Annotated in this window: 20 protein-coding genes and 1 rRNA gene; 7 read left to right on the plus strand and 14 right to left on the minus strand. The window is 63.2% G+C overall.

The window, feature by feature from the left end:
* Positions 1 to 130 precede the first annotated feature (130 nt).
* The 4 genes from rrf (at position 131) to N826_RS29845 (ending at position 3078) form a co-directional block, all read left to right on the plus strand.
* Positions 131 to 245 (plus strand): 5S ribosomal RNA (rrf, locus tag N826_RS29830).
* A gap of 237 nt (positions 246 to 482) precedes the next feature.
* The gene (locus tag N826_RS40655) at positions 483 to 968 is read left to right on the plus strand and encodes a hypothetical protein (RefSeq protein WP_052832271.1); all 486 of its coding nucleotides are present in this window, start codon (positions 483 to 485) and stop codon (positions 966 to 968) included.
* A 153-nt stretch (positions 969 to 1121) separates the two neighbouring features.
* Positions 1122 to 1682 carry a TRAP transporter small permease subunit gene (locus tag N826_RS29840; RefSeq protein ID WP_044434982.1) on the plus strand — a complete coding sequence of 187 codons (561 nt, stop codon included), beginning with the start codon at positions 1122 to 1124 and terminating at the stop codon, positions 1680 to 1682.
* A 4-nt stretch (positions 1683 to 1686) separates the two neighbouring features.
* Positions 1687 to 3078: a TRAP transporter large permease gene (locus N826_RS29845; RefSeq protein ID WP_044434985.1), complete on the plus strand. Its 1392-nt coding sequence runs from the start codon at positions 1687 to 1689 to the stop codon at positions 3076 to 3078.
* A gap of 4 nt (positions 3079 to 3082) precedes the next feature.
* On the opposite strand, the gene N826_RS29850 is transcribed toward N826_RS29845, so the two are convergent.
* The 9 genes from N826_RS29850 to N826_RS29890 form a co-directional block, all read right to left on the minus strand.
* Positions 3083 to 4420, minus strand: a complete 1338-nt coding sequence (locus N826_RS29850) for an ABC transporter permease (protein ID WP_044434987.1) — start codon at positions 4418 to 4420, stop codon at positions 3083 to 3085.
* The gene (locus N826_RS29855) at positions 4417 to 5100 is read right to left on the minus strand and encodes an ABC transporter ATP-binding protein (RefSeq protein ID WP_147041083.1); all 684 of its coding nucleotides are present in this window, start codon (positions 5098 to 5100) and stop codon (positions 4417 to 4419) included. The genes N826_RS29850 and N826_RS29855 overlap by 4 nt, the downstream gene beginning before the upstream one ends.
* Entirely contained in the window at positions 5097 to 6425 is a 1329-nt protein-coding gene (locus N826_RS29860) for an efflux RND transporter periplasmic adaptor subunit (protein WP_052832274.1), read from the minus strand. Before N826_RS29860 ends, N826_RS29855 begins: the two co-directional genes overlap by 4 nt.
* An 80-nt stretch (positions 6426 to 6505) precedes the next feature.
* On the minus strand, positions 6506 to 7264 hold the full coding sequence (locus N826_RS29865; RefSeq protein ID WP_044434990.1) for an arginyltransferase: 759 nt from the start codon (positions 7262 to 7264) through the stop codon (positions 6506 to 6508).
* 23 nt (positions 7265 to 7287) lie between these two features.
* Positions 7288 to 8268 carry an alpha-E domain-containing protein gene (locus N826_RS29870; RefSeq protein ID WP_084721286.1) on the minus strand — a complete coding sequence of 327 codons (981 nt, stop codon included), beginning with the start codon at positions 8266 to 8268 and terminating at the stop codon, positions 7288 to 7290.
* The gene (locus N826_RS29875; protein ID WP_044434994.1) at positions 8261 to 9718 is read right to left on the minus strand and encodes a circularly permuted type 2 ATP-grasp protein; all 1458 of its coding nucleotides are present in this window, start codon (positions 9716 to 9718) and stop codon (positions 8261 to 8263) included. The genes N826_RS29870 and N826_RS29875 overlap by 8 nt, the downstream gene beginning before the upstream one ends.
* 329 nt (positions 9719 to 10047) lie before the next feature.
* Positions 10048 to 11202 (minus strand): hypothetical protein, encoded by a 1155-nt coding sequence (locus N826_RS29880; RefSeq protein WP_147041084.1) that lies wholly within the window; start codon positions 11200 to 11202, stop codon positions 10048 to 10050.
* Positions 11203 to 11408: 206 nt separating this feature from the next.
* Complete coding sequence (locus N826_RS40660; RefSeq protein ID WP_084721287.1) at positions 11409 to 12821, minus strand: sensor histidine kinase; 1413 nt, start codon at positions 12819 to 12821, stop codon at positions 11409 to 11411.
* Entirely contained in the window at positions 12818 to 13501 is a 684-nt protein-coding gene (locus tag N826_RS29890) for a response regulator (protein ID WP_044434999.1), read from the minus strand. Before N826_RS29890 ends, N826_RS40660 begins: the two co-directional genes overlap by 4 nt.
* Here N826_RS29890 and N826_RS29895 point away from each other — a divergent pair.
* Together N826_RS29895 and N826_RS29900 are read left to right on the plus strand one after the other, a co-directional pair.
* Entirely contained in the window at positions 13475 to 14338 is an 864-nt protein-coding gene (locus N826_RS29895) for a fused DSP-PTPase phosphatase/NAD kinase-like protein (RefSeq protein WP_211099419.1), read from the plus strand. The two genes, N826_RS29890 and N826_RS29895, sit on opposite strands and share 27 nt — an antisense overlap.
* A 189-nt stretch (positions 14339 to 14527) precedes the next feature.
* On the plus strand, positions 14528 to 15490 hold the full coding sequence (locus N826_RS29900; RefSeq protein ID WP_244619710.1) for a DMT family transporter: 963 nt from the start codon (positions 14528 to 14530) through the stop codon (positions 15488 to 15490).
* A 50-nt stretch (positions 15491 to 15540) separates the two neighbouring features.
* Here N826_RS29900 and hmpA read toward each other — a convergent pair whose 3' ends face one another.
* The 3 genes from hmpA to motA form a co-directional block, all read right to left on the minus strand.
* Positions 15541 to 16731 (minus strand): NO-inducible flavohemoprotein, encoded by a 1191-nt coding sequence (gene hmpA, locus N826_RS29905; protein WP_044435001.1) that lies wholly within the window; start codon positions 16729 to 16731, stop codon positions 15541 to 15543.
* A 105-nt stretch (positions 16732 to 16836) separates the two neighbouring features.
* A complete protein-coding gene (motB, locus tag N826_RS29910) occupies positions 16837 to 17775 on the minus strand; it encodes a flagellar motor protein MotB (RefSeq protein ID WP_044435004.1) in 939 nt (312 codons plus the stop codon).
* A 12-nt stretch (positions 17776 to 17787) separates the two neighbouring features.
* The gene (gene motA, locus N826_RS29915; protein ID WP_044435006.1) at positions 17788 to 18648 is read right to left on the minus strand and encodes a flagellar motor stator protein MotA; all 861 of its coding nucleotides are present in this window, start codon (positions 18646 to 18648) and stop codon (positions 17788 to 17790) included.
* Between the two features lie 173 nt (positions 18649 to 18821).
* Here motA and N826_RS29920 point away from each other — a divergent pair, with 173 nt between their 5' ends.
* Positions 18822 to 19301: a flavin reductase family protein gene (locus N826_RS29920; protein WP_044435009.1), complete on the plus strand. Its 480-nt coding sequence runs from the start codon at positions 18822 to 18824 to the stop codon at positions 19299 to 19301.
* On the opposite strand, the gene N826_RS29925 is transcribed toward N826_RS29920, so the two are convergent.
* A complete protein-coding gene (locus N826_RS29925) occupies positions 19280 to 20293 on the minus strand; it encodes a response regulator transcription factor (RefSeq protein ID WP_044435011.1) in 1014 nt (337 codons plus the stop codon). The two genes, N826_RS29920 and N826_RS29925, sit on opposite strands and share 22 nt — an antisense overlap.
* A gap of 76 nt (positions 20294 to 20369) precedes the next feature.
* Positions 20370 to 22517, minus strand: a complete 2148-nt coding sequence (gene glgX, locus N826_RS29930) for a glycogen debranching protein GlgX (protein ID WP_044435013.1) — start codon at positions 22515 to 22517, stop codon at positions 20370 to 20372.
* Between the last annotated feature and the right edge of the window lie 6 nt (positions 22518 to 22523).

Consider the following 22523-nt stretch of genomic DNA (forward strand, 5'->3'; position numbering starts at 1 on the left):
AACGCCATACGCAGCGGCAAGACCGCACATATGAGCGATCGGACGAGAAAAACCAACGCATCACGATCCGTCCAATGGTCACTTACACTTATCCTCGACAGCCGCACCTGTCTCTTCCGCGGCTGGCCGACCTGGTGGTCATAGCGAGGGGCCCGCACCCGATCCCATCCCGAACTCGGCCGTGAAAACCCTCCGCGCCAATGGTACTGCGTCTTAAGACGTGGGAGAGTAGGTCGCCGCCAGGTCCGCCAGCCGCGGAAGAGCACAGACGACAAACAGCCGGAAAGCTAACGCTTTCCGGCTGTTTGTCGTTTTAGGTTCTCTGGCTCGGTCAATCTCTGGAAGGGCGGGAAGAAGTTTTGTAAACAAGCATTTCTGGTCCTGCTCCTTTTACAAGCGGTTACAAAACTCCCTGATACGTAGATGTTTGGTCAATCAAAGCAGGCCGATGATCGGATAGTTTCCAATAGGGGAGAAACCCGATGATCCAGAGTGTGGGCGGCCAACCGCCCGGCGGTCCGGGCGGACCGCCGCCATCCAAGGCGATGACCGACGAAGCCAAGAAGCAGGTCACCGATATCCTGAGCCAGTATGATCCGGAGAACCTCAGCACCGAAGACATGGACGCCATCAACAAAAGCTTCAAGGAAGCAGGTGTCCGCCCCAGTGGCGAACTCAAGTCGATGCTTGAGGATTCCGGTTTCGATGCTAAAGCCTTGGGCGACCGCGCTCGGGAAACTCAGGGTCCCAACGGTGGACCACCCCTTGGCGGACCTCCTCCAGGCGGTGGCGCTCCTCCGGGCGGAGGTGCCCAGCAGGCCTCCACCGACCAGCTCAAGCAGTTGAGTTCGATGCTCGAACAGTACGATCTCAATGACCTGAGCGAGGACGATCAGACCAACATCAGCCAGAAGCTGACCGAACTCGGTTTCAGCGCTTCAAAATCCAAGGTTTCCTTCACGGTCTGACACGCTTTCGATCATAGTAGTGCCACCGAGCAGCGGCTTTCCCGTCGGAAAGCCGCTGCTTTTTTGCCTGGACCGCACCACCGTCAACCGCTACCACCACCAACTGTCGGCCCGGTTATCATTCGGGATGCATCAAGTAAGGGGAGGACGCGCTTGTCGGCGCTGGCTTTATTCGTGCGCATCGTCAACCAGCTCAACGAGTGGATCGGGCGCACGGTTTCGTGGCTGACCCTTGGTGTCGTCCTGGTCTGCTTTTCCGTCGTGGTGTTGCGCTACGCCTTCAACATCGGGTTCGTGTGGATGCAGGACATCTATGTCTGGCTCCATGCCATAGCCTTCACCCTGGGCGCAGGCTATGCCCTGCTGCATGACCACCACGTCCGGGTCGATATCTTCTACCGGCCGGCCAGCGAACGCTACAAGGCCTGGCTCAACCTCTTCGGCGTCCTGCTGCTTTTGCTGCCCTTCGTGACGATCCTCGTCTACTGGGGCTGGGGTTATGTCGTGCGGTCCTGGATGCTCCAGGAGCGGTCGCAGAACGTCGGCGGCATGCATGGCCTCTATGTCATCAAAAGCTGCCTGATCGCCTTCGCCGTCCTTGTCGGACTCCAGGGCCTTTCGATCGCGTCGCGCAGCATCTTGATCCTCACCGGCAACAGGACGCTCCTGTCCCCACGCGATCTTCCGCCCGCCGAAAATATGGAAGGGGCCTGATCCCGTGGACAGCATCCTGATCGGCGAGGCGCTGAGCGTCGCCATGTTCTTCGGTGTCGTGGCGGTCCTCATGCTGGGGTTTCCCGTCGCCTTCACGCTTGCGGGCACATCCCTGATCTTCGCCGGCATCGGCTGGCAGTTCGACGCATTCAACCCGGCCCTGTTCGGCACTCTGGTCTCGCGCTACGTGGGCGCCATGGTCAACGAGGTGCTGGTGGCAGTTCCGCTATTCGTCTTCATGGGCGTCATGCTGGAGCGCTCCCGGATCGCTGAGCAACTCCTGGTGACGATGGCGCAACTCTTCGGCAGCCTGCGCGGCGGTCTCGGCCTGTCGGTCATCATGGTCGGCGCCTTGCTGGCCGCCTCGACCGGCATCGTCGGCGCCACTGTCGTGACCATGGGGCTGCTGAGCCTGCCCGCCATGCTGAAGGCCGGCTACGATCCGAAACTCGCCTGCGGCATCATCTGCGCCTCTGGCACGCTGGGCCAGATCATCCCGCCCTCGACCGTCCTGATCTTCATGGGCGACATCCTCCAGGGAGCGAACGCCCAGGCTCAGATGGCGCTCGGCAACTTCGCTCCCAACCCGGTGTCGGTCGGCGACCTCTTCGTCGGCGCCTTCATTCCGGGCTTCATCCTGGTCGGCCTATACATGGGCTGGACCATCCTGATCGCGATCCTACGGCCGCAGGCCGCTCCGGCGCTGGAGATGACCGCCGAGGAGCGCCGTGACCTTCCGAAGAATGTCGTCGTAGCGCTCGTCCCAGCGCTGGCTCTGATCGTCGCGGTGCTCGGCTCGATCCTTACCGGCATCGCAACCCCGACCGAATCGGCGTCGGTCGGTGCCGTCGGAGCCATGCTGCTTGCCGCCATCAGGAGGCAATTCAACTACGCGATCCTGCGCCACGTCATGATGTCGACAATGCAGATCACCTCCATGGTGTTCGTGATCCTGTTCGGCGCCTCCATGTTCGCGCTGGTCTTCCGGACCCTGGGGGGAGATGCCCTGCTAGAGGAGTTCCTGACGGCGCTGCCAGGAGGGGCAACCGGGGCAATGCTCTTTGTGATGTTCTTGATGTTCGTCCTGGGCTTCATCCTGGACACGTTTGAGATCATCTTCATCGTCATGCCGCTGACTGCGCCGATCCTGTTGCAGATGGGGATCGATCCGGTCTGGCTCGGCGTCATGGTCGGCATCAATCTCCAGACGAGCTTTCTGACCCCGCCGGTCGGCTTCTCCCTGTTCTACCTTCGAAGCGTGGCGCCGGCGTCGATCGGGACCAATCAGATCTACCGGGGCGTCGTTCCTTTCGTGGCACTTCAGGTAACCGGTTTGGCCCTGGTCTGGATATTCCCCCAACTTGCCACTTGGCTGCCGGCGCTCGTGTTCAAGTAAGCGGTCAGACCCGCCGCAATGCAACGATAGGGTCCAACCTGGAGGCCTGCCATGCCGGGTAGAGCCCGAAGGTAACTCCGATCAACCCAGCCCCCAAGAACGCTCCCAGTGCCGTCAGGGGATCGATCCGGGGCGCGATCTGAGTTGCAGCATCGACGGCAAGGACGCCACCGAAGCCGAGCAGGACACCAAGCAACCCACTGACCAGCGCCAATGCCGCCGCTTCAATCAGAAATTGCGACAGGATATCCCGGCGACCGGCACCGACCGCGAGGCGGAGCCCGATCTCGGCGGTCCGTTCGGTCACCGAGACCAGCATGATGTTCATGATGCCGATCCCGGCGATCAGCAGCGACAAGGCGGCGATCCCGACCAGCAGCGCTGTCAGGATACGAGCGGAGGCAGCGCGGGCTTCGGCGACTTCCGACAGGTTTCGGATATCGAAGTCGTCAGGCTCCCCCGGCATCAGCCTGTGGCGCTGACGGAGCAGTTCGCGGACTTCGTCGGTCGTGGTCCGTAGGCTGCCGGCGTCATGTGCCTGGATCATGATCGAGTTGACGGCGCCCGCGAAGACGACGGATGGGTTCGCCTTGACCTGCTCGACCTTCTGGAAGCCAGTCTTGCCGCTGCCGTCGAACCGCTTCTTGCCGGCGATGGCGCTGGCGGACTGGATCTGGGGAGCGGGCTTGTTGTTGAGGCGCATGCGGGCTGTCGCCAGGGGTACGTAGACGACGTCGTCCTGGTCCCAGCCCTGGGTCGACTGACCCTTGGAAGCCAGGACGCCGATCACCTGGAACGGCACGTTGCGCAGCCTGATGACTTGGCCGACCGGATCCTCTCCCGGTTCGAACAACCGTTTCACGACCGTCTGGCCCAGCAGCGCCACCTTGGCGACCGCGGCATTGTCTTCGTCGGTGATCAGCCGGCCAGAGACCGCTGGCCATGCGCGCACCTCCATGAAGCCCGCCGTAATGCCGTGCATCCGCGACCAGGAGTTGCGGTTGCCGTTGATCGCCTGACCGCTGCCCCACCACGTAGCGCCGACTTCCCGGACCGACGGAAGCTGCGCGCGGATGGCGACCGCATCGTCCTCCGTCAGCAGGACATTGGTGTCGCCGCTGAGACGGACGCCGCCGGGACCGGTCCGCTGGCCGGCCACCACCATCATGACATTGGCGCCCAGGTTCTGGATCTGGTCGATCACCTGTTTCTGGGTTGCGGTGCCGATCGCGACCATCAGGATCACCGCCGCGATGCCGACCGCGATCCCGGTCATTGTCAGGATGCTGCGTAGACGGTGCAGCCAGAGGGCACGGAGCGCAGTGCGCAGGGCCATCGTCATGCCGCACTGTCCTCCATCACCTGACCGTCGCGGAAGGCTATCCGGCGCTTGGCGTGCTCGGCGACACCCCGGTCGTGGGTGACCAGGACGACGGTACGCCCCTCGTCGTTGAGGGATTGGAACAGCGCCATGATCTCCTCCCCCGTGGCCTGATCGAGCGCTCCGGTCGGTTCGTCCGCCAGCAGGATGCGCGGATCGTTGACCAGCGAGCGGGCGATGGCGACGCGCTGCTGCTGTCCGCCGGAGAGTTCGGCCGGGCGGTGATGCGCCCGGTCCGCAAGACCAACGGCAGCCAGATGGCGCATCGCCCGTTCCCGCCGTTCGCGTGCGGCGACGGGAGCGTAAGTCAGCGGCAGCTCGACATTCTCCAGCGCGGTATGTGTCGGTAGCAGGTGGAAGCTCTGGAAGACGAAGCCGAGCTTGCCGTTGCGGATTTTGGCCCGACTCTGCTCCGGCAACCGCCCGACCTCTTCGCCATCGAGCAGGTATTGGCCGCCGCTGGGAGTGTCGAGGCAGCCGAGGATGTTCATGAAGGTGGACTTGCCGGAACCCGACGGACCCATCACGGCAACGTAGTCGCCGGCATCGATCGTCAGGTTGATGCCTCGGAGCGCGTGGACCGTCTGGCCGGCCATGCTGTACTGCTTCTTCAGATCAATCGCTTCGAGGAGCGCGCTCACGTCCCGGCTCCTCCGGCGGACGGCTTGCGGCCGACGACGACCTGCTGGCCCTCGGTCAGCGTGCCGCCGGCGATCTCACTGAAGCCGGTATCCGCGATGCCAACCTTGACCGGGACTGCCGTGAACGTGCCCTTCGAGTCGAGCACGTAGACTTCGCTCTCGCCGGCGCGCCGGGGGGCGGGCGAGGGGAGGGACGGCGTCGGGCGGAAGCGCAGGGCGGCGGACGGGACCCGCAGCACGTCGCGGTGTTCCGTCACCTTAATATCGACCATGGCCGTCATGCCGGGATAGAGCTGCAAGGTGTCATTGCCGGCCGTGATGACGACAACATATGTCACTACGTTCTGGATGACCTGCGGCGCCTTCCTGACCTGTGCGACGGTGCCGGTGAACTCCATGCCGGGGAAAGCGGCGACGGTGAAGCTGACGGACTGCCCGGCTTGGACTGCGCCGATATCCGCTTCATCGACGAAAGTCTCGACCTGAAGCCGGCGGAGGTCGCGGGCGATCGTGTAAAGCACGGGAGCTTCCAGGCTGGCCGCGACGGTCTGGCCGACATCGACGTTCCGCTCGATCACCACGCCGTCGATGGGCGAGCGGATCACCGTCCGGTCCAGATCGACCTGCGCCTGGGCCAGCGCTGCGACCCGCTGCTGAAGCGTGGCCTCCGCCACTAAAACTTGGGCTTCGGCGGCGCTGACCGAAGCGTCTGCTCCCTGGATTACGGTGATCTGGGCGTTGTGCTCAGCCTGAGCTGCCGCCAGGGCAGCCTGAGCCTGATCGAAGGCGCTGGTGACCCGCTCCCGCTCCGCCACCGCGACGTAGTCGGCCCGGCCGGACGCCGAAGCCCGCTGCAACTCCCGTTTCGCCTGATCGGAGACCGACTGGGCGCTCCGGACATTGGCTTCCAGGACTTGGCGGGTCGCCCGTGCGTTCTCGGCATCGGCGCGTGCCCGCGCCAGTTGCGCCTTGGCGGCGGAGATGCCGGAGGCGGCGACGTCGCGCTGGGCGGTCGCCTCTGCCACTCGAGCGGCGAAGCCTTCGGGGGCGATCTGGGCGACGATCTGATCCTGACGGACCACGGAGTTGAAGTCGGCATCGAGCGAGAGGATGCGTCCGGAAACGGCGGAGCCGACCTGGACCAGCCCGACGGCGTTGAGCGTTCCGGTAGCCGCTATGGTCCGGACGATGGTGCCCCGGTCGACGGTCGCCAGTTCCACGTCGGGAAGTTCCCGCTGGTCCTCGATCAGGGACGCGTAGCCTACGCCACCGGCAAGTACGGCGATGCCGCCGATTGCCAGCCATATTGCGAACGCACGCTTCACTCCGCACCTCTCGACCTGAACGAGAAGAGCTTATCCCACAAGATCATGGCGTTGGAATGGCGGCGGCGCCGCAGCGACGATCAGACCGCACCGGTCGGCAAGGTCACGTCCTCAAGCGCCATGCGGAACCACCCGTCGGCCCCAAGCGCCTCTAAAGGTTGAAAGCGTGCCTTATACGCCATCTTCCGGCTGCTCCTGATCCAGTAGCCGAGATAGACATGGGGAAGTCCTTCGGCCAGCGACTGGGAGATCAGCGACAGGATCATGAAGGTGCCGAGGCTCCGCCTGTCCTGGTCGGCATCGAAGAAGCTGTAGACGGCTGAGAGGCCGTCGCGCAGCCGGTCGGTCAGGATGGCGCCGACCAGTCGGTCCCGACCGTCCCGAACCTCGAACAAGCAGGTCTCCGCCCGTCCCTCATCGACCATGGCGCTATAGTCGGCCAAGCTCATGCGGGCCATGTCGCTGTCGCCATGGCGCGACATCTGGTAGGCGTGGAACAGGCGGAACTGCTCGTGCGTCGCGATGGCCGGAACCTCCGCGACGGTAAGGTCGGCATTGGCCTTCAGGATGCGCCGCATGCTGCGGCCCGGCTGGAACTCCTTGACCGGAATGCGCACCGGCACGCAGGCGGAGCAACCCGGGCAGACCGGCCGGTAGACGATGTCGTGACTCCGCCGGAACCCCGCCCGCGACAAGGTGGAATTCACTTCCGACGCAAAGGGCGCGCTTAAACGCGTGAACAGTTTACGCTCGACCCGGCCGGGCAGGTAAGGGCACGGCATCGGGCCGGAACGGAAGAACTGCTGCAACGGCCGCGGGGGCGGCGGAATGACGGACATTGCTCCTGCCTATGGCTCCAAGCCTACTGTTCCTGCTCTGCCAGTGCTCCGGCGGGGACCGCGCCGAAGAAGGCCTTGCTGATCTCCTGAGTGACATCGTTGAGGTGGAGCTGCAACCAGTCGAGATACTCGTGCAGTCCGCTTTTGATGACATCCTCGATCGAACGGGAATGGAGCGCCGCCTGGATCTCGTCGACCCGTTCCATGGCCTTGCTCCCCCCCTTCAAGATATAGCGCGACTTCAGCCTTACCAGCAATCCATCGATCTGCCGCACACAAGTGGTAACCGACCGGGGGAAGCTTTCATTGTAGAGCATGAAGCCGGCCACGGCCGACGGGGTCATGCCGCGGGGATAGACGCGGCGGAATGCGTGGTAGCCGGCGGCGGAGCGAAGGACGGCATTCCACTGGCTGACATCCAGCGGAGAACCGACGCCGTCGGCGAAGGGCAGGAGCGTGTGGTACTTGATGTCGAGCAGGCGTGTCGTCTGGTCGGCCCGCTCCAGATACTTGCCTAACTGATAAAAATACCATCCCTGGTCACGGTAGAAGGTGCCCTCCGTGATCCCGGTATGGGCTTGGCAGGCTTCCTTTACCATGCTGCACAGCCGGGTCAGGTTGTGCGGGGCGATGTCGGACGGACCCAGCGACAGCAGCTTGTTGTAGAACACGTTGATCTGCGTCCACATCTCGGTGCTGATCAGCGGGCGGAGAGTCCGGGCGTTTTCGCGGGCGGACCGGATCGCCGAGACGATGGAGGTCGGGTTCTGCGTGTCGAGGACGTAGAAGTTGACGACGTTCTGGGCCGTCGCCGACTCGTAGCGGCTGAGAAAACGCTTCTCGTCGGCATTGAGCTGGACGATCGACATCCAGTTCTTGGCGCCCCGGCTGTCGCGGGAAAAGGTTTCGTGGACGTCGAGGATACGGGCCAGATTCTCGGCGCGCTCCATGTAGCGCGCCATCCAGAAAATGCACTCCGCATAGCGGGCAAGAAGATTACTCAAGGACCCACGTGTCTTTCGACCCGCCCCCCTGCGAGGAGTTGACAATCAGCGTACCTTTGCGAAGTGCTACGCGCGAAAGGCCGCCGGGCAGGACCCACGTGCTTTTGCCGGTGATCGCGAAAGGCCGAAGATCCACGTGACGCGGCTCGACCCCTTCGTCCACCAGCGTCGGGCAAACCGACAGCGGGATCATCGGCTGGCTGATGTAGTTGGACGGATCGGCCAGCAGCTTGGCCCGGCAATCCTCCAGCTCCGCCTTGGTGGCGCGCGGGCCGATCGTGATGCCGTAGCCGCCGGCCTCGCCGACCGGCTTGACCACCAATTCGTCTAGACGGTCGAGCGTCAAGGCCAAGCCATCGGGTTCACGGCAGATGTTGGTCTCGACATTGGGGATGATCGCGTCCTGGTCCAGGTAGTACTTGATCATCCGGGGGACGTAGCAATAGACCGCCTTGTCGTCGGCGACCCCGGTGCCGATCGCGTTGGCCAGCGTGACGTTGCCTTTTCTGTAGGCTTCCATCAGGCCCGGAACGCCGAGATGACTATCCTTTCGGAACGCCAGCGGGTCCAGGAAGGCATCGTCGACACGGCGGTAGATCGAATCGACCCGGGCAAGACCGTTCGTGGTCTTCATGTAGACCCGGTCGTCCTTGACGACGAGATCTCGCCCTTCCACCAGCGGCACGCCCATCTCGCGCGCCAGGAAGATGTGTTCGAAATAGGCCGAGTTGTACGAGCCCGGCGACAGCAGGACCACCTGTGGATCATGGATATCCGCCGGAGCCACCTCGCACATCGCGTCAAGCAGCTTGACGCCGTAGTTGTCGACCGGACGGATGCCGATGTCGCTGACCAGATCCGGGAAGGCGCGCATCATCATGTGGCGGTTTTCGACCACATAGGAGACGCCGGACGGTACCCGCGCGTTGTCTTCCAGCACGCGGAAGATGCCTTGGCCATCGCGGACCAGATCGACGCCCATGATATGGACATAGGTGTCGAACGGCACGTCGATGCCGATCATCTGCGGCCGGAAGTTCTGGTTGCCCAGGACCAGATCGGACGGAATGATGCCGTCCTTCAGGATCTTCTGGTCATGGTAGATATCGTGCAGGAACATGTTCAGCGCGGTTACGCGCTGGACCACGCCGGCTTCTACCGCGGCCCATTCCCGGGCGGATATGACCCGGGGAATAACGTCGAAGGGAAGAATCCGGTCGACAGCATCCTGGTCGGAATAGACCAGGAATGTTATGCCGAGATTGTACAACTCCCTTTCTGCGTCCTTTGCCCTGCGCTGAAGGTCCGCGAAATCCATTGAGGAGAGACGCTGGCGGATCGCCGAAGTATGTTCGGCCGGATTGCCCGAACCACCGAACAGCTCATCGAAGAATCCACCAGGATCGTAGTTAGCGAGTAGGTCCGAATGGACGGTACCGGATGGGTTCACGCTTTTTCCTCGGAGCTTGACGCACGTAACGGGAATAAACCCGCAGCCGAGCAGTTGGTAGCTGAGTATGAACCGATTTTTCCGGTATTGACCAGAGTTTCCGCAAGATTTTTGCGCCGCGATAGTATTTGCCGTTATTTTGTGCGGTTGTCGAAAAGTAGGGCGGTCTCGTGCTGTGAACGAGGGGTTTGCCGAGTACCCGACGCTGCCTTTTTGCGGGTCGGTATGGACCGGTGAAATGCGCCCCTCCCTCTGAGAGACGCGCATGTCATCATTTGTCTACATTCGCCCATCGGGCGGCCTGGAGCGGCGGACCGCGACTCAGGGATTTAGACGTAAGGCACGACCTTGATGACCGTGTGATGGAAGGCGCTGTTGAAGACGTCTTCGCATTCCAGGACGTATTCCCACCAGCCTCTCTGGCGGTCCATCTCGACCTCGTAGAATTCGATGTGGGTGGCCCCGTCCGGCGGTGGTGCGGGCTGGCTTGAGGCGATCAACTGGTTGATCAGCTTGATGTGGCCCTTTTCACCCAGATAGCTTCCGTGGAAGTTGACCTCGGTCTGCATGTCGCGGAGTTCCGTCAGGCTTGACGGAGCATCGCCCAGCCAGCGCGAGGTCAGTGGGCGGCCGACGACGATGCTCTTGATGCCGTTCCCGGAATGCGGGATTTCGTTCAGGATGATGCCGCGGAGATAGGCTCCGTCGATCAGGTTGCCCGGCAGGTCGAAGCCATATTCGTAGAGGCGCAGGGCGTCGCGGACCGCGTCCGGAGTGATGGCTTCGTAGCGCACCCATTCCCTGCTGTTGCTTTTGGTGCCGAATGCGTGCCCCGTCAGATCCGCTGCCTTCCTGTTCATGAATACATATTCAAATCCTTCGACGAAGTCGTAGGCATTGAAAATGATCCCGATGCCGTGACCCTTTTCCGAGTCATCGTTAAACAGGTCGGAGATCTGCTTGAAAAGGTCGGGATGCAGGATCTTGTCCTGCGAAACCAGGGATCGGGCCGGCATCATCCTGTAGAATTCTTTCCACATCGAGAACGTTGCCGGTGCCCTCAGGAAGTCGCGCATGCTGCGCGCCATGTTGCTGGCGATGTCGCGGCCGAATTCCGGAACCGACGGCCGGATCTGCTGCATCGGCCATGTCATGAGCTTGAAGTTCAGGTTGGGGTCGATGAAGTCACTGAAGGGTTGAGCAGTTTCGAAATGCTTTGAGAGAAGCGTGTAGGGATTGAGGGTCGACCCGGGTTTCAATCCGCTCAGATAGGCGTGGACGTACCGGATCTGGCCCGAAGTGCAGGTAATGAGTTTCGGCTTCTTGCCATGCCGAAAAAGCGCTTCGATCACACCGGCGCCGTGCGCATTGTTTCCGGCCAGACCTCCAAGAGCCAGGGCGAAAGGCTTTTCTTCCTGTTTCGGCTCGGAAGTTCTCGGGCCGACTTCCTGGTATTTTTTACGAACGACTTTGGACAATGGCATCGCTGCACCGCTTGATTGAAGATGTAGTTCTTCGGTTGGCGATGGCATTGTCCGATCAAGTGATTAAGCCGAAATAATCAAATAGTAATAAAATGTCTCGAAAGCTGCGTCTTAATGTCACCAATCCCATCAAATACAACACATGGGTATGCGATAGGCGTCTCGATACAGCATTTCGTTGAAACTAGATAGTTTGATAGCAAAGATTATGCTGGAACGACGATTTGCTCTGGTGCGCCTATCGAAGAAATATGTCCTACGCCGACTTCAACCGGCAGGCGAACCAGTATATGCAAGGCGCCGGTCTCGCCCGCCACGACCGCCTCTCCGCCATGGCTGCGTGCCACCTGCCGGACGATGGCCAGCCCCAACCCGGAACCCGAACTTGCCGCCTGTCCTTTCCGGAAGCGTTCGAACACCGTATCGCGCATGTCTTCGGAAATGCCGGGACCTTCATCGGTGACTTCGAGCAGCGTAACGCCGCCGACGCGCTGCAGAGTGACCTTGATGCAGCCGTCGCCATGGGTGAAGGCGTTGTCCAGGAGGTTGCGCACCATGTCCCGCAGGTCGTCGGCGCGGCCCGTGACCGGCACGGCACCATGGGGCGCTTCGACCTCGATCGTCCTGCCGGCCTTTTCGACCACGGGCAGTACCGCCGCTGCCGCCTCGCGCGCCGTACGGGCAAGATCGACCGTCACCAGATCGCTGGCGGAGGCATAGCGCGACGCCGCTTCCTTGCGCGCCAGATCGAGCAATTGGCTGACGAGGCGTTCGATCTCCGCAAGATCGCGCCTGATGGCGCTCCAGTCTTCGACCCCGCTCAGTTCCATCCTTTGCAGGCGGAGGCTCAGCACCGAAAGCGGCGTACGCAACTCGTGGGCGGCATCCGCCGTGAACCGCCGTTCCATGTCGTATGCAACGGCAAGCCGGTCGAGGGCACCATTGACGGCATCGACCATCGGCAGCACTTCGGCGGGCAGCCCGGCAGGCGAGATGCGGGCGGATGAACATCCCGGTACGATCGCCGAAGCTTCCTGAGCTGCCCTCGCCAAAGGCTTGAGGCTCCAGCCCGCAACGAACCAGCCTATGACGAGCGCGCAGCCGATGGAGAGGACCAGCACGAAGATCGGTTCGCTGTTCTCTTCCATCAAGGTTTCGGCCAGAGCTTCAAGGTCGGTGTCGCCCCTGCCGACTACCAGAGTGTACCCGCCGGGGAGGGAGGCTCCCAGCAGGGCACGTCCCTCCGGTCCGTTGAGTTCGAGCGAACTGAAGCTCTGGCCGAATGGAACGGGGATCAGCGGCAGGGGCGCCTCGAGGCTGCTCGATCGCGCGACCGGATTGCCGTCCGCCGTGAACACGGTGTAGGAGTATCCGCCGCCCGCCCTGGAGTATGCCTGCGCCCACGATCCCGGCGGCTCGATCGTGATGGCGCCGGTGACGATGTGAATGCCACCAATCAGGTCGCGAGCCTGCTGGGTCAATGTCTGGCTGGCGATCCCGGACGTCGTTTGCCTTGTCTCGTGCATGAAGATGAAGCCAGCGGCCGTGAGGCCGATCGTGAAGACCAGCAGAAGCGCCATGGTCAGTCTCTGGCGAAGACTGTGGTTGACCCGTTTCATTCCGGCACGTCCATTTCGGACAAGAGGCGGTATCCGATGCCGCGCCGCGTTTCGATGCGCAGACCGGCTCCCGCAAGGCGGCGGCGAAGGCGCGATACCGTCGCCTCCAGCGCATTTGGAGTGACGGGCTCGTTGAAGGAGTATAGGCGTTCCTCCAGCACGTCGCGAATCACCACTTGGCCGGCTGCTTTCAGCAAGGCGTCCAGGAGGTCGGCTTCCCGCCTGGTCAGGTCGACCGGATCGCCTGCTATCGTGGCAGAACGCCGCGACGTATCGAAAACCAGGCTACCGCACGACAAAAGGAGGTTGGATCGCAAGCCCGGGCGCCTCAGTACCGCCCGGATCCGGGACTCGAGTTCGACCAGGTCGAAGGGCTTGACGACATAGTCGTCGGCGCCGGCGTCCAGACCGCGCACCCTGTCGCCGACCGCGTCCCTTGCCGTGACGATCAGGATCGGAAGCTGCCCTTTGGTCAGGGTCCGCGCCTTCATGAGGACGGAGAAGCCGTCGCCGTCCGGAAGCCCAAGATCGAGCACCATCGCGTCGTAAGTCGCCGTATCCAGCGCTTCGCAGGCTTCATCCGTCCGTGACACCGCGTCCACTGCGAAGCCGCGCTTCGCAAGATGATCCGAGACCATTTCCCTCAGCGCCGGGTGATCTTCGACCAGCAGAATCCTCATTCAACATCTCTCAAGAAGAAGTTCGGGAGCATCCCGTCGGTGCCGCATCCGTGCCCAGGGTCCGGCAAATTCATCTCACGTCAGGTTCCTGTCAGCTTCCTGGTGTCCATTGCCTGCCGGCAGAACCAGCAAGGCAGGATCATCAGCGTGTCCCCGGCGTTTTTTCCAGTCGAAGGCCTTCCGCCCAGTGCCGGTGAAATTAGTACTGGTGAAATTAGTTCCGGCGAAAGCAGCGTCCCCTCTGCGATGCGATCGGTTTCCATCGTAGCGTGTGCCAGACACGCTGCCGTGCTGCTGGGCAGTTTCTTGAGCGTAGGTCTGGGTTGGGCGGTTTTATACCTCGCGGCTCTCCAGATGGGTGATAATTTCTACGCTGTGATTCCAGGTGAGTTCTACCGTTCCGCGCAGCCTACGGCGGCAAAGATCGCCGAGTATTATCAGAATTATGGCCTCAAAACGATAATCAACCTGCGCGGAGAGAATAGCGGAAGCGGCTGGTACGATGCCGAAATCGATGGAGCCAGGAAGCTTGGCATCGCACATGTCGATTTTCGGATGTCTGCCCGGCGTGACATGACGATGGAGCAATTCGACCGGCTGATGGACGTCTTCCGGAAAGCGGAGAAACCCATTCTGGTGCATTGCACGTCTGGAGCGGATCGCTCGGGACTGGTGTCCGCCCTCTATGTCGCCGCCATCGCCAAGCTCGGTGAAGACCCGGCGGAAAGCCAGATCTCGTTCAGGTTCGGGCACCTTCCGCTGCCGATCACTTCGGCATATGCAATGGATCGCAGCTTCGAGGCACTGGAGCCGGCGCTTGGCTTTCCAGGCTCCTGATTTTGAGGACCAGGGTCGGGTTGGGCTGATCCGGGGCAGTGAAGAAACCGTTGGAGCAAGGCAGCCGGCCGGTGCTATGGCGTCGTGATCCCTTCACCGCCTCCGGTATGGCACTCCCCGGTTTCCAACTGCCCTGATGTCTCCGCATTCAAGCCGACGCCCTGAGGACTTCCGACCGGCGCTACCGCCGTGGAGCCGACCGGCGCGACCGCCGTGGAACCGGGCGGTGCGGCCATGACGGCCGGACGCCCGTCGCGCCTGGCTCTGTTTCTGCTGCTGTTCGCTCCCCTGCTGATGTCCAGCAACATGCTGGCGGCACGGTGGGTCGAGGGCAGCGTGCCGCCCGTGGCGCTCGCTTTCGGGCGCTGGTTCCTGACGCTCCTGTTCCTGCTGCCGTTCACCGCACGGGCGCTCTGGCGCTGCCGCGCCGTCATCGGCCGCGAGTGGCGCACCCTGGCGGCGCTCGGCGCCCTCGGCATGGGTGTCTGCGGCGCTCCGGTCTATCTTGCCGGACAGACCACGACGGCGACAAACATCGGATTGATCTATTCGACGACGCCGATCCTGATCGTCGTGTTCGCACACCTGTTTTGGGGTGAGCGCGTATCGTTGCGTCAGGTCGCGGGCATATCGCTGTCTCTGGTGGGCGTCGTCGTGATCGTCACGCGGGGCGATCCCGGCAGTCTCGTTCATCTCGCCTTCATGGCCGGAGATTTGTGGACCCTGCTGGCGACCGTCGGCTGGGCGCTCTATTCCGTGCTGCTGAAGTATCGGCCGTCGAAGCTCGATCTGACTGCCCGCTTCGCTGTCATCACGGCGATGGGATTGCTGATCATGCTGCCGTTCCTGGGATTGGAGATGGCGCTTGGCTATGTGGCGGACTTCGATCGGCGGACGGCGGCGACCTGGATGTTTCTGGCGCTCGTGCCGGGGCTTGGGGCCTACCTGCTATACGGAAAGCTGGTCGCGATAGTCGGGCCGGGCAGGACCGGGCTTCTGATGTATCTTGTGCCGATCTATATCGCCGGCTTGGCCTATGTGCTTCTGGGCGAAGCGCCGCAGCTTTTCCACCTGATCGGCATCGTGATGATCCTGCCGGGGATCTGGCTGGCGACGGCGGCACCGGCAACGGCACCGGCGCGGGACGGATAAGCCGGCGCGCCCATTGCGGGCGCGACCGGTACAGCTACATCCAGCCGATGTCAGGCGGCGAGGAACTCGTCGGCGGGACCGAAGAACTCGTAATGGATGCGGTTTGCTGGAACGCCGGCGGCGCTCAAGCCTTTGACGAAGGTGCGCAGGAAGGGACGGGGGCCGCACAGGTAGTAGTCGGCTTCAGCCAGCGGAGTGTGCTCGCGCAGCCAGTCGATGCTGATGAGGCCGGCGTGGTCATAGTCGCGGCCCGCCCGGTCTTCGGCCCTCGGCTCGGCATAGAAGGTCGTCGTGTTCGAGCTGGCCGCCGTGAGGGCGCGGGCATGGGTGGCGCCGTTCAGCGTACCGTGGATATGCCGGACGGGAACGGCGCGTCCGGTCCGGACGACGGTGTCGAGCATGCTGACCATCGGGGTCAGGCCAACGCCGCCGCTGATCAGGACGACGGGACGATCGGGGTTTTCCGGCAGGAAGAACTCGCCCGCCGGAGGTGCCGCCTTCAAGACCTCACCTGGTTCCACCCTGTCGTGCAGCCAGGTCGAGGCGATGCCGCCCGGTTCCCTTTTGACCGAAATTCGGTAGCCGCGGTCGTCGGGCGCACTGGAAATGCTGTAGTTCCGCTTCAGCGGGTGATGGCCGGGAATTTCCAGCCAGAAGGTCAGGTACTGGCCGGGCCGATGCCGCAGGACCGGGCCGCCGTCCCGCGGGCGCAGGACGAACGAGGTGATGATGTCGCTTTCCTTCTCCTTGCTTTCGACCACGAAATCGCGCCATCCGGACCATCCGCCGGGAGCGGTCGCCGTGGTGTCGTAGATCTGCTTTTCCCGGCCGATCAGGATATTGGCAAGGAACCAGTAGGCTTCACCCCAGGCCGCCAGGATCTCGTCGGTCGCCGCGTCGCCCAGGATGTCCTTGATGGCTCCCAGCAGCGATTCCGCAACGGCGGGATAATGCTCGGGCAGGATCTGGAGGCCGGCATGCTTCTGGGCGATCCGCTCGATCGCAGGCCCAAGGACGTCGAGCCGTTCGATGTTCTGCGCATAGGCCAGGACGGCTGACGCCAGGGCCTTGGGCTGAGAGCCGGTCTCGCCATGGTGGGACTGGTTGAAAAGGTCGCGAATGGCCTCGTCCGCGAACATGCGCTGGTACATGCGCCGGGTGATTTCCAGGCCATGGGCCTCCAGGGCAGGGACGGTCGCTTTGACCAGTGCGATGGTTCGTGCGCTCAAGTGGGCGGACATAGCGGTTCAGGTCCTTATGAAGATGTATTATTCATACATGTTAACAGGCGTTGATGAAGGTGTATTTGATCTACATCAAATGGTCCGGCAGTTAAATCCCGGATGTCAGCGGCTTGGCGGAGGCTTGATGTCCCGCAGCAGCACGATGCTGATCCGGCGGTTGCGGGGAGATTGGGGATCGTCCGGGTACAGGTGGTCCCGGTCGGCGCGGCCGACGACCGTCTCGATCCGGTCGTCCGCGATACCGCCTGCGATCAGGGCACGGCGGCTGGCGTTGGCGCGGTCGGTCGAAAGTTCCCAATTGCCATAGACATCCCCGCGCGCGAACCGGGTGGCATCGGTATGCCCGCTGATCGACAGCTTGTTCGGAAGTCGGCCGACGGCTTGGGCGACCAGACCGAGGATCTGGCGGGTCGGCGCATACATCTGGGAACTGCCGAGCGGGAACATCGAATAGTTCGCTTGATCGAGGATCTGGATGCGAAGACCTTCCGGCGTCTGTTCGATCATCAGGCTGTCCGAGAGCTGCGCCAGTTCCGGTATGCCCTGGATCGCTTGGCGAAGGGTCTTCTCCGCCTGCTCGAACTGACGCTGCTCCCGTCGCGCCATCTCCTCGCGCAGCGCCTTCTCCTCGATCTGCTGGGTGCTCATGCCGGCGCGGTCGTACTGTTCCTGCGACGTTTGGTTCGGCTCCTTGTCCGACTCGCCGGCCCGGCTTGGCGTCGGCTGAGCGAAGCTGACCGGGGCGCCGGGCGAGATCATGGCGCCGGGAACGGTTATCGTAAGGCCGCCCAGTACGCCGCCGCTGCCGCTGGTCGAGCGGGAGACGCTTGCCGGGCTGAAATAATCAGCGATGCCGGCACGCTGCTCGCGCGTCGTGACATTGAGCAGCCAGAGCAGCAGGAAGAACGCCATCATGGCGGTCACGAAGTCGGCGTAGGCCACCTTCCAGGCGCCGCCGTGATGGGCTGCATGGGGGCGCTTCCTTCGCTTCTTGATGATGATGACCGGCTGCTGATTGCCGGGGAGGGGAGGCGGGGCCATGGAATGCGCCGGTCAGGTCGGCGGCAGGGCTGAGGTAGCCTCTTCGACCTCGTAGAAGGTCGGGCGGACGTCGGACAGCAGCGCCTTGCGGGCATACTCGACCGAGACGGCCGGAGCATAGCCGTGCAGGTGCGCCAGGAGGCCGGCCTTGAGGCACTGGAAGTACTTTGCCTCGGCGTCGTGCACGGCTTTCAGCGAACTGGCGATCGGAGCCAGGAAGCCGTACGAGATCCACACGCCCAGGAAGGTCCCGACCAGCGCGCCGCCGATCAGCTTGCCCAGCACTTCCGGCGGCTCCGTGATGGCGCCCATGGTCTTGATGACGCCGAGCACGGCCGCGACGATGCCGAGAGCGGGCATGCCGTCTGCCATGGTCTGGATGGCGCCAGAGATCTGGGCGTGTTCCTCGTGGTGGGTCTCCAGTTCCTCCTCCATCAGGTTTTCCAGTTCGTTCGGATTGTCCGAACCGAGCGACATCAGGCGCAGGTAGTCGCACAGGAAGACGACGGCATGAGGGTCGCTGTAGAACTTGGGAAACTGCTGGAAGAGCGCGCTTTCCTCCGGCTTCTCGATGTGCTGCTCGAGTGCCAGGAGACCGCGCGTCTTGGCGATCTTGAAGACCTGATACTGGAGGCTCAGCAACTCCAGGTAACTATCCTTGTTGTAGCGCGACCCTCTCAGCACCGTCAGCATGGCCTTGCCGGTGCGTCCCAGCACGGTCTTGGGGTTCGATATGATGAAGGCGCCGATCGCGGCCCCGACGATGATGACGGCTTCGAAAGGCTGCCACAGAACGGCCAGATGCCCGCCCATGGCCACATATCCGCCCAGCACGCAGACTAAGACGGTAATGGAGCCGATGATGAACAACATGCCGTAAAGCGCCGCCGCCGTTATACCCGCGATTGGAAATTGCAGAGTGGGCGAGTTTCGTTAAGAAGCTTTTAAGTGCGACCGTGGCCCCCTATCCCACTTGCGCGGCGTCCTCCGCTACGATACCGAAAGGCACGACCCGTTCTTCAGCCTGAACCGAGCGACTGAGCGCCATGGAATTTGACCGGCGGGCATTCCGCAATGCCCTTGGATGTTTCGCTACCGGAGTGACCGTGGTCACCACGGTCACCGATGCGGGCGAACCGGTCGGGCTGACCGCGAATTCCTTCAGTTCGGTATCGCTGGAACCGCCGCTGGTGCTGTTCTGCCTGGACCGCTCGTCGCATAACCTGGATGCCTTCCGCGCTTCCGGTCGTTTCGCCGTGAACGTCCTGGGCGACGAACAGCGCGACCTGTCCGTGCGGTTCTCCACGACGATCGGCGACCGCTGGGACGGCGTCGCGTGGGAGCGGTGGGAGACGGGCGCCCCGGTGCTGGACGGGTGTCTGGCGACGCTCGACTGCGAGACGGAAGCCGTCCATGACGGCGGCGACCACGTCATCCTCGTCGGCCGCGTCAAGCGGCTGGCGTCGACGGCGGACGGCAAGCCGCTGCTCTATTTCCGGGGCAACTACGCGACGGTCGAGGACTGAGGAACCGCCGATTTCGCCGCTACGATGGCGATGAGGCGCGCCCGGTAGGCCGCTGCCGCGGAGCCGACGTCGCGCGCCAGCGACTGCGGGTCCTTATCGGGGCTCAGCGCCTGCATGATTTCCAGCGCGCTCTGCCGCAGGCGGTCCGGGTCCGAAGGCGGCCTGCCCGAAAGTCCCTGCGAACGGGCAATCTCAACCGAGGCGGCAAGGTCGTGCGCCAGATCGGGGATTCTGGCACGGCTGCCGGATATCGGGCTCGGCAGCCGGCGGACGATATCTTCCAGCACCGGCCCGACCCGTGCGAGATGGTCGAGCGCCAGCTTGTCGGCTTTCCCGTCGGCACCATTTCCCCCTGCCTCGGCAGGCAACGCGAATTCGATCAGGAACGCAGCCTGGAAGGCGTGGCGCAGGAGTTTCTGTTCGTTGACGTCGCGGATGCCGGCTTCGATCAGCGCCTGGGGATTGACCTTAGCGAAACTGCTGGTCGCCTTCATCTTCAACGTGTTGGGAACTTCCAGCAGCGGGATCGGACTGCCTTCGCGTGGTGCCCTGCGGCGGTCTGGTCCGATGAAGTCGCTGGTCACCACGAAGTTGCGGGGCTGGTCGATCAGGCCGTTGATCCGGTCCTGGATCTGCCGGAAGGCCACCGGCTTGACCAGCAGTGCGTCGGCGCCGCAGTTGGTCACCTTGGTCAGCAGGGCGCCGGTAGGATGGAACGCGGTCACGATGATCCCGATGAAAGGATTGGCGCCGACCAGGCTGTGCCGCACCGACTGGACTAGCTTGAAGGTTTCGCTGTCGGGACTGGTGGCGTCGGCGATCAGCAGGTCGGGGTTGCCTCCCTGAAAGGCCTTCCAGACATCCTCCATATGCCCGAAGACCTGGAGGTTCTGAATCCGGAGTCGGCTCAGGGCCTCGCGCAGGAGATGCCTGACGTTCGTTTCCGGTTCAAACAGGACGCAGTCGATCTGGCTCAGATCGTTGTCGGGCATGGTGGACGGTGTTCGATCTCAGCGGTTCCGGCGCGGCAGGGCGCCGTGTCCGGTCCGCCAGTATCGGCCGAATATACTAATGCTTTGTATCTATCAGCACGAACAGCAGAGCCGAGCGCCCGGCGACGTCGAAGCTGGTCCCGGCAGGATGCCCTGTCGTATCCGCCCGGCCGACGTCGTCGACGGTATTCAGCAGGCATCGCCACGCGGTACCGCCCGGTACCGCGGGCAGCTTGAAGGGCACCGTGTCGTGGAACGCATTGAAGACGATCAGCAGCCTGTCATCGGTTGCCGAATTGCCATCGACCGTCATGTAGTTTCCGGCCCCGCCGTTGAGCAGCAGGCCGATGCAGCGGGCCAGCCGGTCGCCCCACTGCTCGCTGGTCTTCTCGGTCCCCTGGGGCGTGTACCAAGTGATGTCCTTGACGCCGTCGGCCGAGGTCTTGGTACCGTGAAGGAACGCCGGCCGTCGCAGCGCCGGATGGCGGCGGCGAAGGTCGAGCAGCAGGCGGGTGAACTCCTCCAGGTCGCGGCCCTCTTCTCCGGCGCCGGCCCAGTCGATCCAGGAAACCTCGTTGTCCTGACAATAGGCATTGTTGTTGCCGCCCTGGGAACGGCCGATCTCGTCGCCGGCCAGCAGCATGGGCGTACCCTGTGACAGCAGCAGCGTTGTCAGGAAGTTGCGGCGCTGGCGGGCGCGCAGGATCAGGATATCGGGATCGTCCGTCGGTCCCTCGACGCCGTGGTTCCAGCTATGATTGCCAGAATGACCGTCGCGATTGCCCTCTCCATTGGCCTCGTTGTGCTTATGGTTGTACGAGACGAGATCGTTCAGCGTGAAGCCGTCATGGGCGGTGACGAAGTTGATGCTGGCCCAGGGGCGCCGCCCGTGCCGCTCGAACAGGTCGCTGGATCCCGTCAGACGGCCGGCAAGCTCCGGCAGCATCCCTTCGTCGCCGCGCCAGTAGCGCCGGACGGTGTCGCGGTAGCGGTCGTTCCACTCGGCCCAGCCGGGCGGAAAGCCGCCGACCTGATAGCCGCCGGGGCCGACATCCCAAGGCTCCGCGATCAGCTTGACACCGGAAAGCACGGGGTCCTGTCCGATCGCGTCCAGGAAGCCCGAGCGTGGATCGTAGCCGTTCGGCTCGCGCGCCAGCGTGGTGGCGAGATCGAAGCGGAAGCCGTCCACATGCATTTCCGTGACCCAGTAGCGCAGGCTGTCCATCACCATCTGGAGCACGCGCGGATGCGTGATCGCCAGGGTGTTGCCCGTGCCGGTATCGTCGATGTAGTAGCGCTTGTCGCCCGGCGCCAGCCGGTAGTAGCTGGCGTTGTCGATGCCCCGGAAGCTGAGCGTCGGCCCCATCTGGTTGCCTTCGCCCGTGTGGTTGTAGACGACGTCCAGGATGACCTCGATCCCCGCCTCGTGCAGGCGGGCCACCATTGTCTTGAACTCCGACAGGACGCCGGTGGTCATGAACCGGGGTTCGGGCGCGAAGAATCCCAGGGTGTTGTAGCCCCAGTAGTTGCGCAGCGTCCGTTCGACCAGATGGCGGTCGTCGCAGAAGGCATGGACGGGCAGCAGTTCCAGCGAGGTGATCCCCAGCCGGCGCAGCTTGTCGATCACAGACTGGGTGCTGAGGCCGGCGAAGGTGCCGCGAAGCTGCGGCCCGACATCCGGGTTGCGCATGGTGAAGCCGCGGACATGGGCCTCGTAGATGACGGTATCGCTCCAAGGTACGCGCGGTGCCCGGTCGTCGCCCCAGGTGAAGGCCCGGTCCACCACCCGGCACTTGGGCATGCCGCGCGCATTGTCGCGGCGGTCGAAGGACAGGTCCTCGCGAGTCGAACCGACGCGATAGCCGAAATGGGCATCCGACCAGCGGAGCGCCCCGAACAGGGCCTTCGCGTAGGGGTCGATCAGCAGTTTGTTGGGATTGAAGCGGTGGCCGGCGGACGGCTCGTACGGGCCATGGACGCGGTAGCCGTAGAGCGTGCCGGGACGCGCTTCCGGCAGATAGCCGTGCCAGATCTCGTCCGTGTATTCCGGCAGCGTCACGCGGTCGATCTCGCGCGTGCCGGTCTTGTCGAACAGGCACAGCTCGACCTTGGTGGCATTGGCCGAGAACAGGGCGAAATTGACGCCGAAGCCGTCCCAGGTCGCGCCGAGGGGATAGGGCCGGCCCGGCCAGACCACGGTACGCGGCGAGCCCGTCGTCTTCATGGAAGG

This window comes from Skermanella aerolata KACC 11604, from assembly GCF_000936425.1.
In the GTDB taxonomy this organism is placed as follows: Bacteria; Pseudomonadota; Alphaproteobacteria; order Azospirillales; family Azospirillaceae; genus Skermanella; species Skermanella aerolata.

Bases quoted from the DNA above. Each gene is read 5' to 3' on its own strand.
- N826_RS29865 (WP_044434990.1), bottom strand. From the start codon at position 7,264: ATGTCCGTCATTCCGCCGCCCCCGCGGCCGTTGCAGCAGTTCTTCCGT.
- N826_RS29880 (WP_147041084.1), bottom strand. From the start codon at position 11,202: ATGCCATTGTCCAAAGTCGTTCGTAAAAAATACCAGGAAGTCGGCCCG.
- motB (WP_044435004.1), bottom strand. From the start codon at position 17,775: ATGGCCCCGCCTCCCCTCCCCGGCAATCAGCAGCCGGTCATCATCATC.
- N826_RS40655 (WP_052832271.1), top strand. From the start codon at position 483: ATGATCCAGAGTGTGGGCGGCCAACCGCCCGGCGGTCCGGGCGGACCG.
- N826_RS29890 (WP_044434999.1), bottom strand. From the start codon at position 13,501: ATGAGGATTCTGCTGGTCGAAGATCACCCGGCGCTGAGGGAAATGGTC.
- N826_RS29850 (WP_044434987.1), bottom strand. From the start codon at position 4,420: ATGACGATGGCCCTGCGCACTGCGCTCCGTGCCCTCTGGCTGCACCGT.
- glgX (WP_044435013.1), bottom strand. From the start codon at position 22,517: ATGAAGACGACGGGCTCGCCGCGTACCGTGGTCTGGCCGGGCCGGCCC.
- N826_RS40660 (WP_084721287.1), bottom strand. From the start codon at position 12,821: ATGAAACGGGTCAACCACAGTCTTCGCCAGAGACTGACCATGGCGCTT.
- motA (WP_044435006.1), bottom strand. From the start codon at position 18,648: ATGTTGTTCATCATCGGCTCCATTACCGTCTTAGTCTGCGTGCTGGGC.
- N826_RS29920 (WP_044435009.1), top strand. From the start codon at position 18,822: ATGGAATTTGACCGGCGGGCATTCCGCAATGCCCTTGGATGTTTCGCT.
- N826_RS29925 (WP_044435011.1), bottom strand. From the start codon at position 20,293: ATGCCCGACAACGATCTGAGCCAGATCGACTGCGTCCTGTTTGAACCG.
- hmpA (WP_044435001.1), bottom strand. From the start codon at position 16,731: ATGTCCGCCCACTTGAGCGCACGAACCATCGCACTGGTCAAAGCGACC.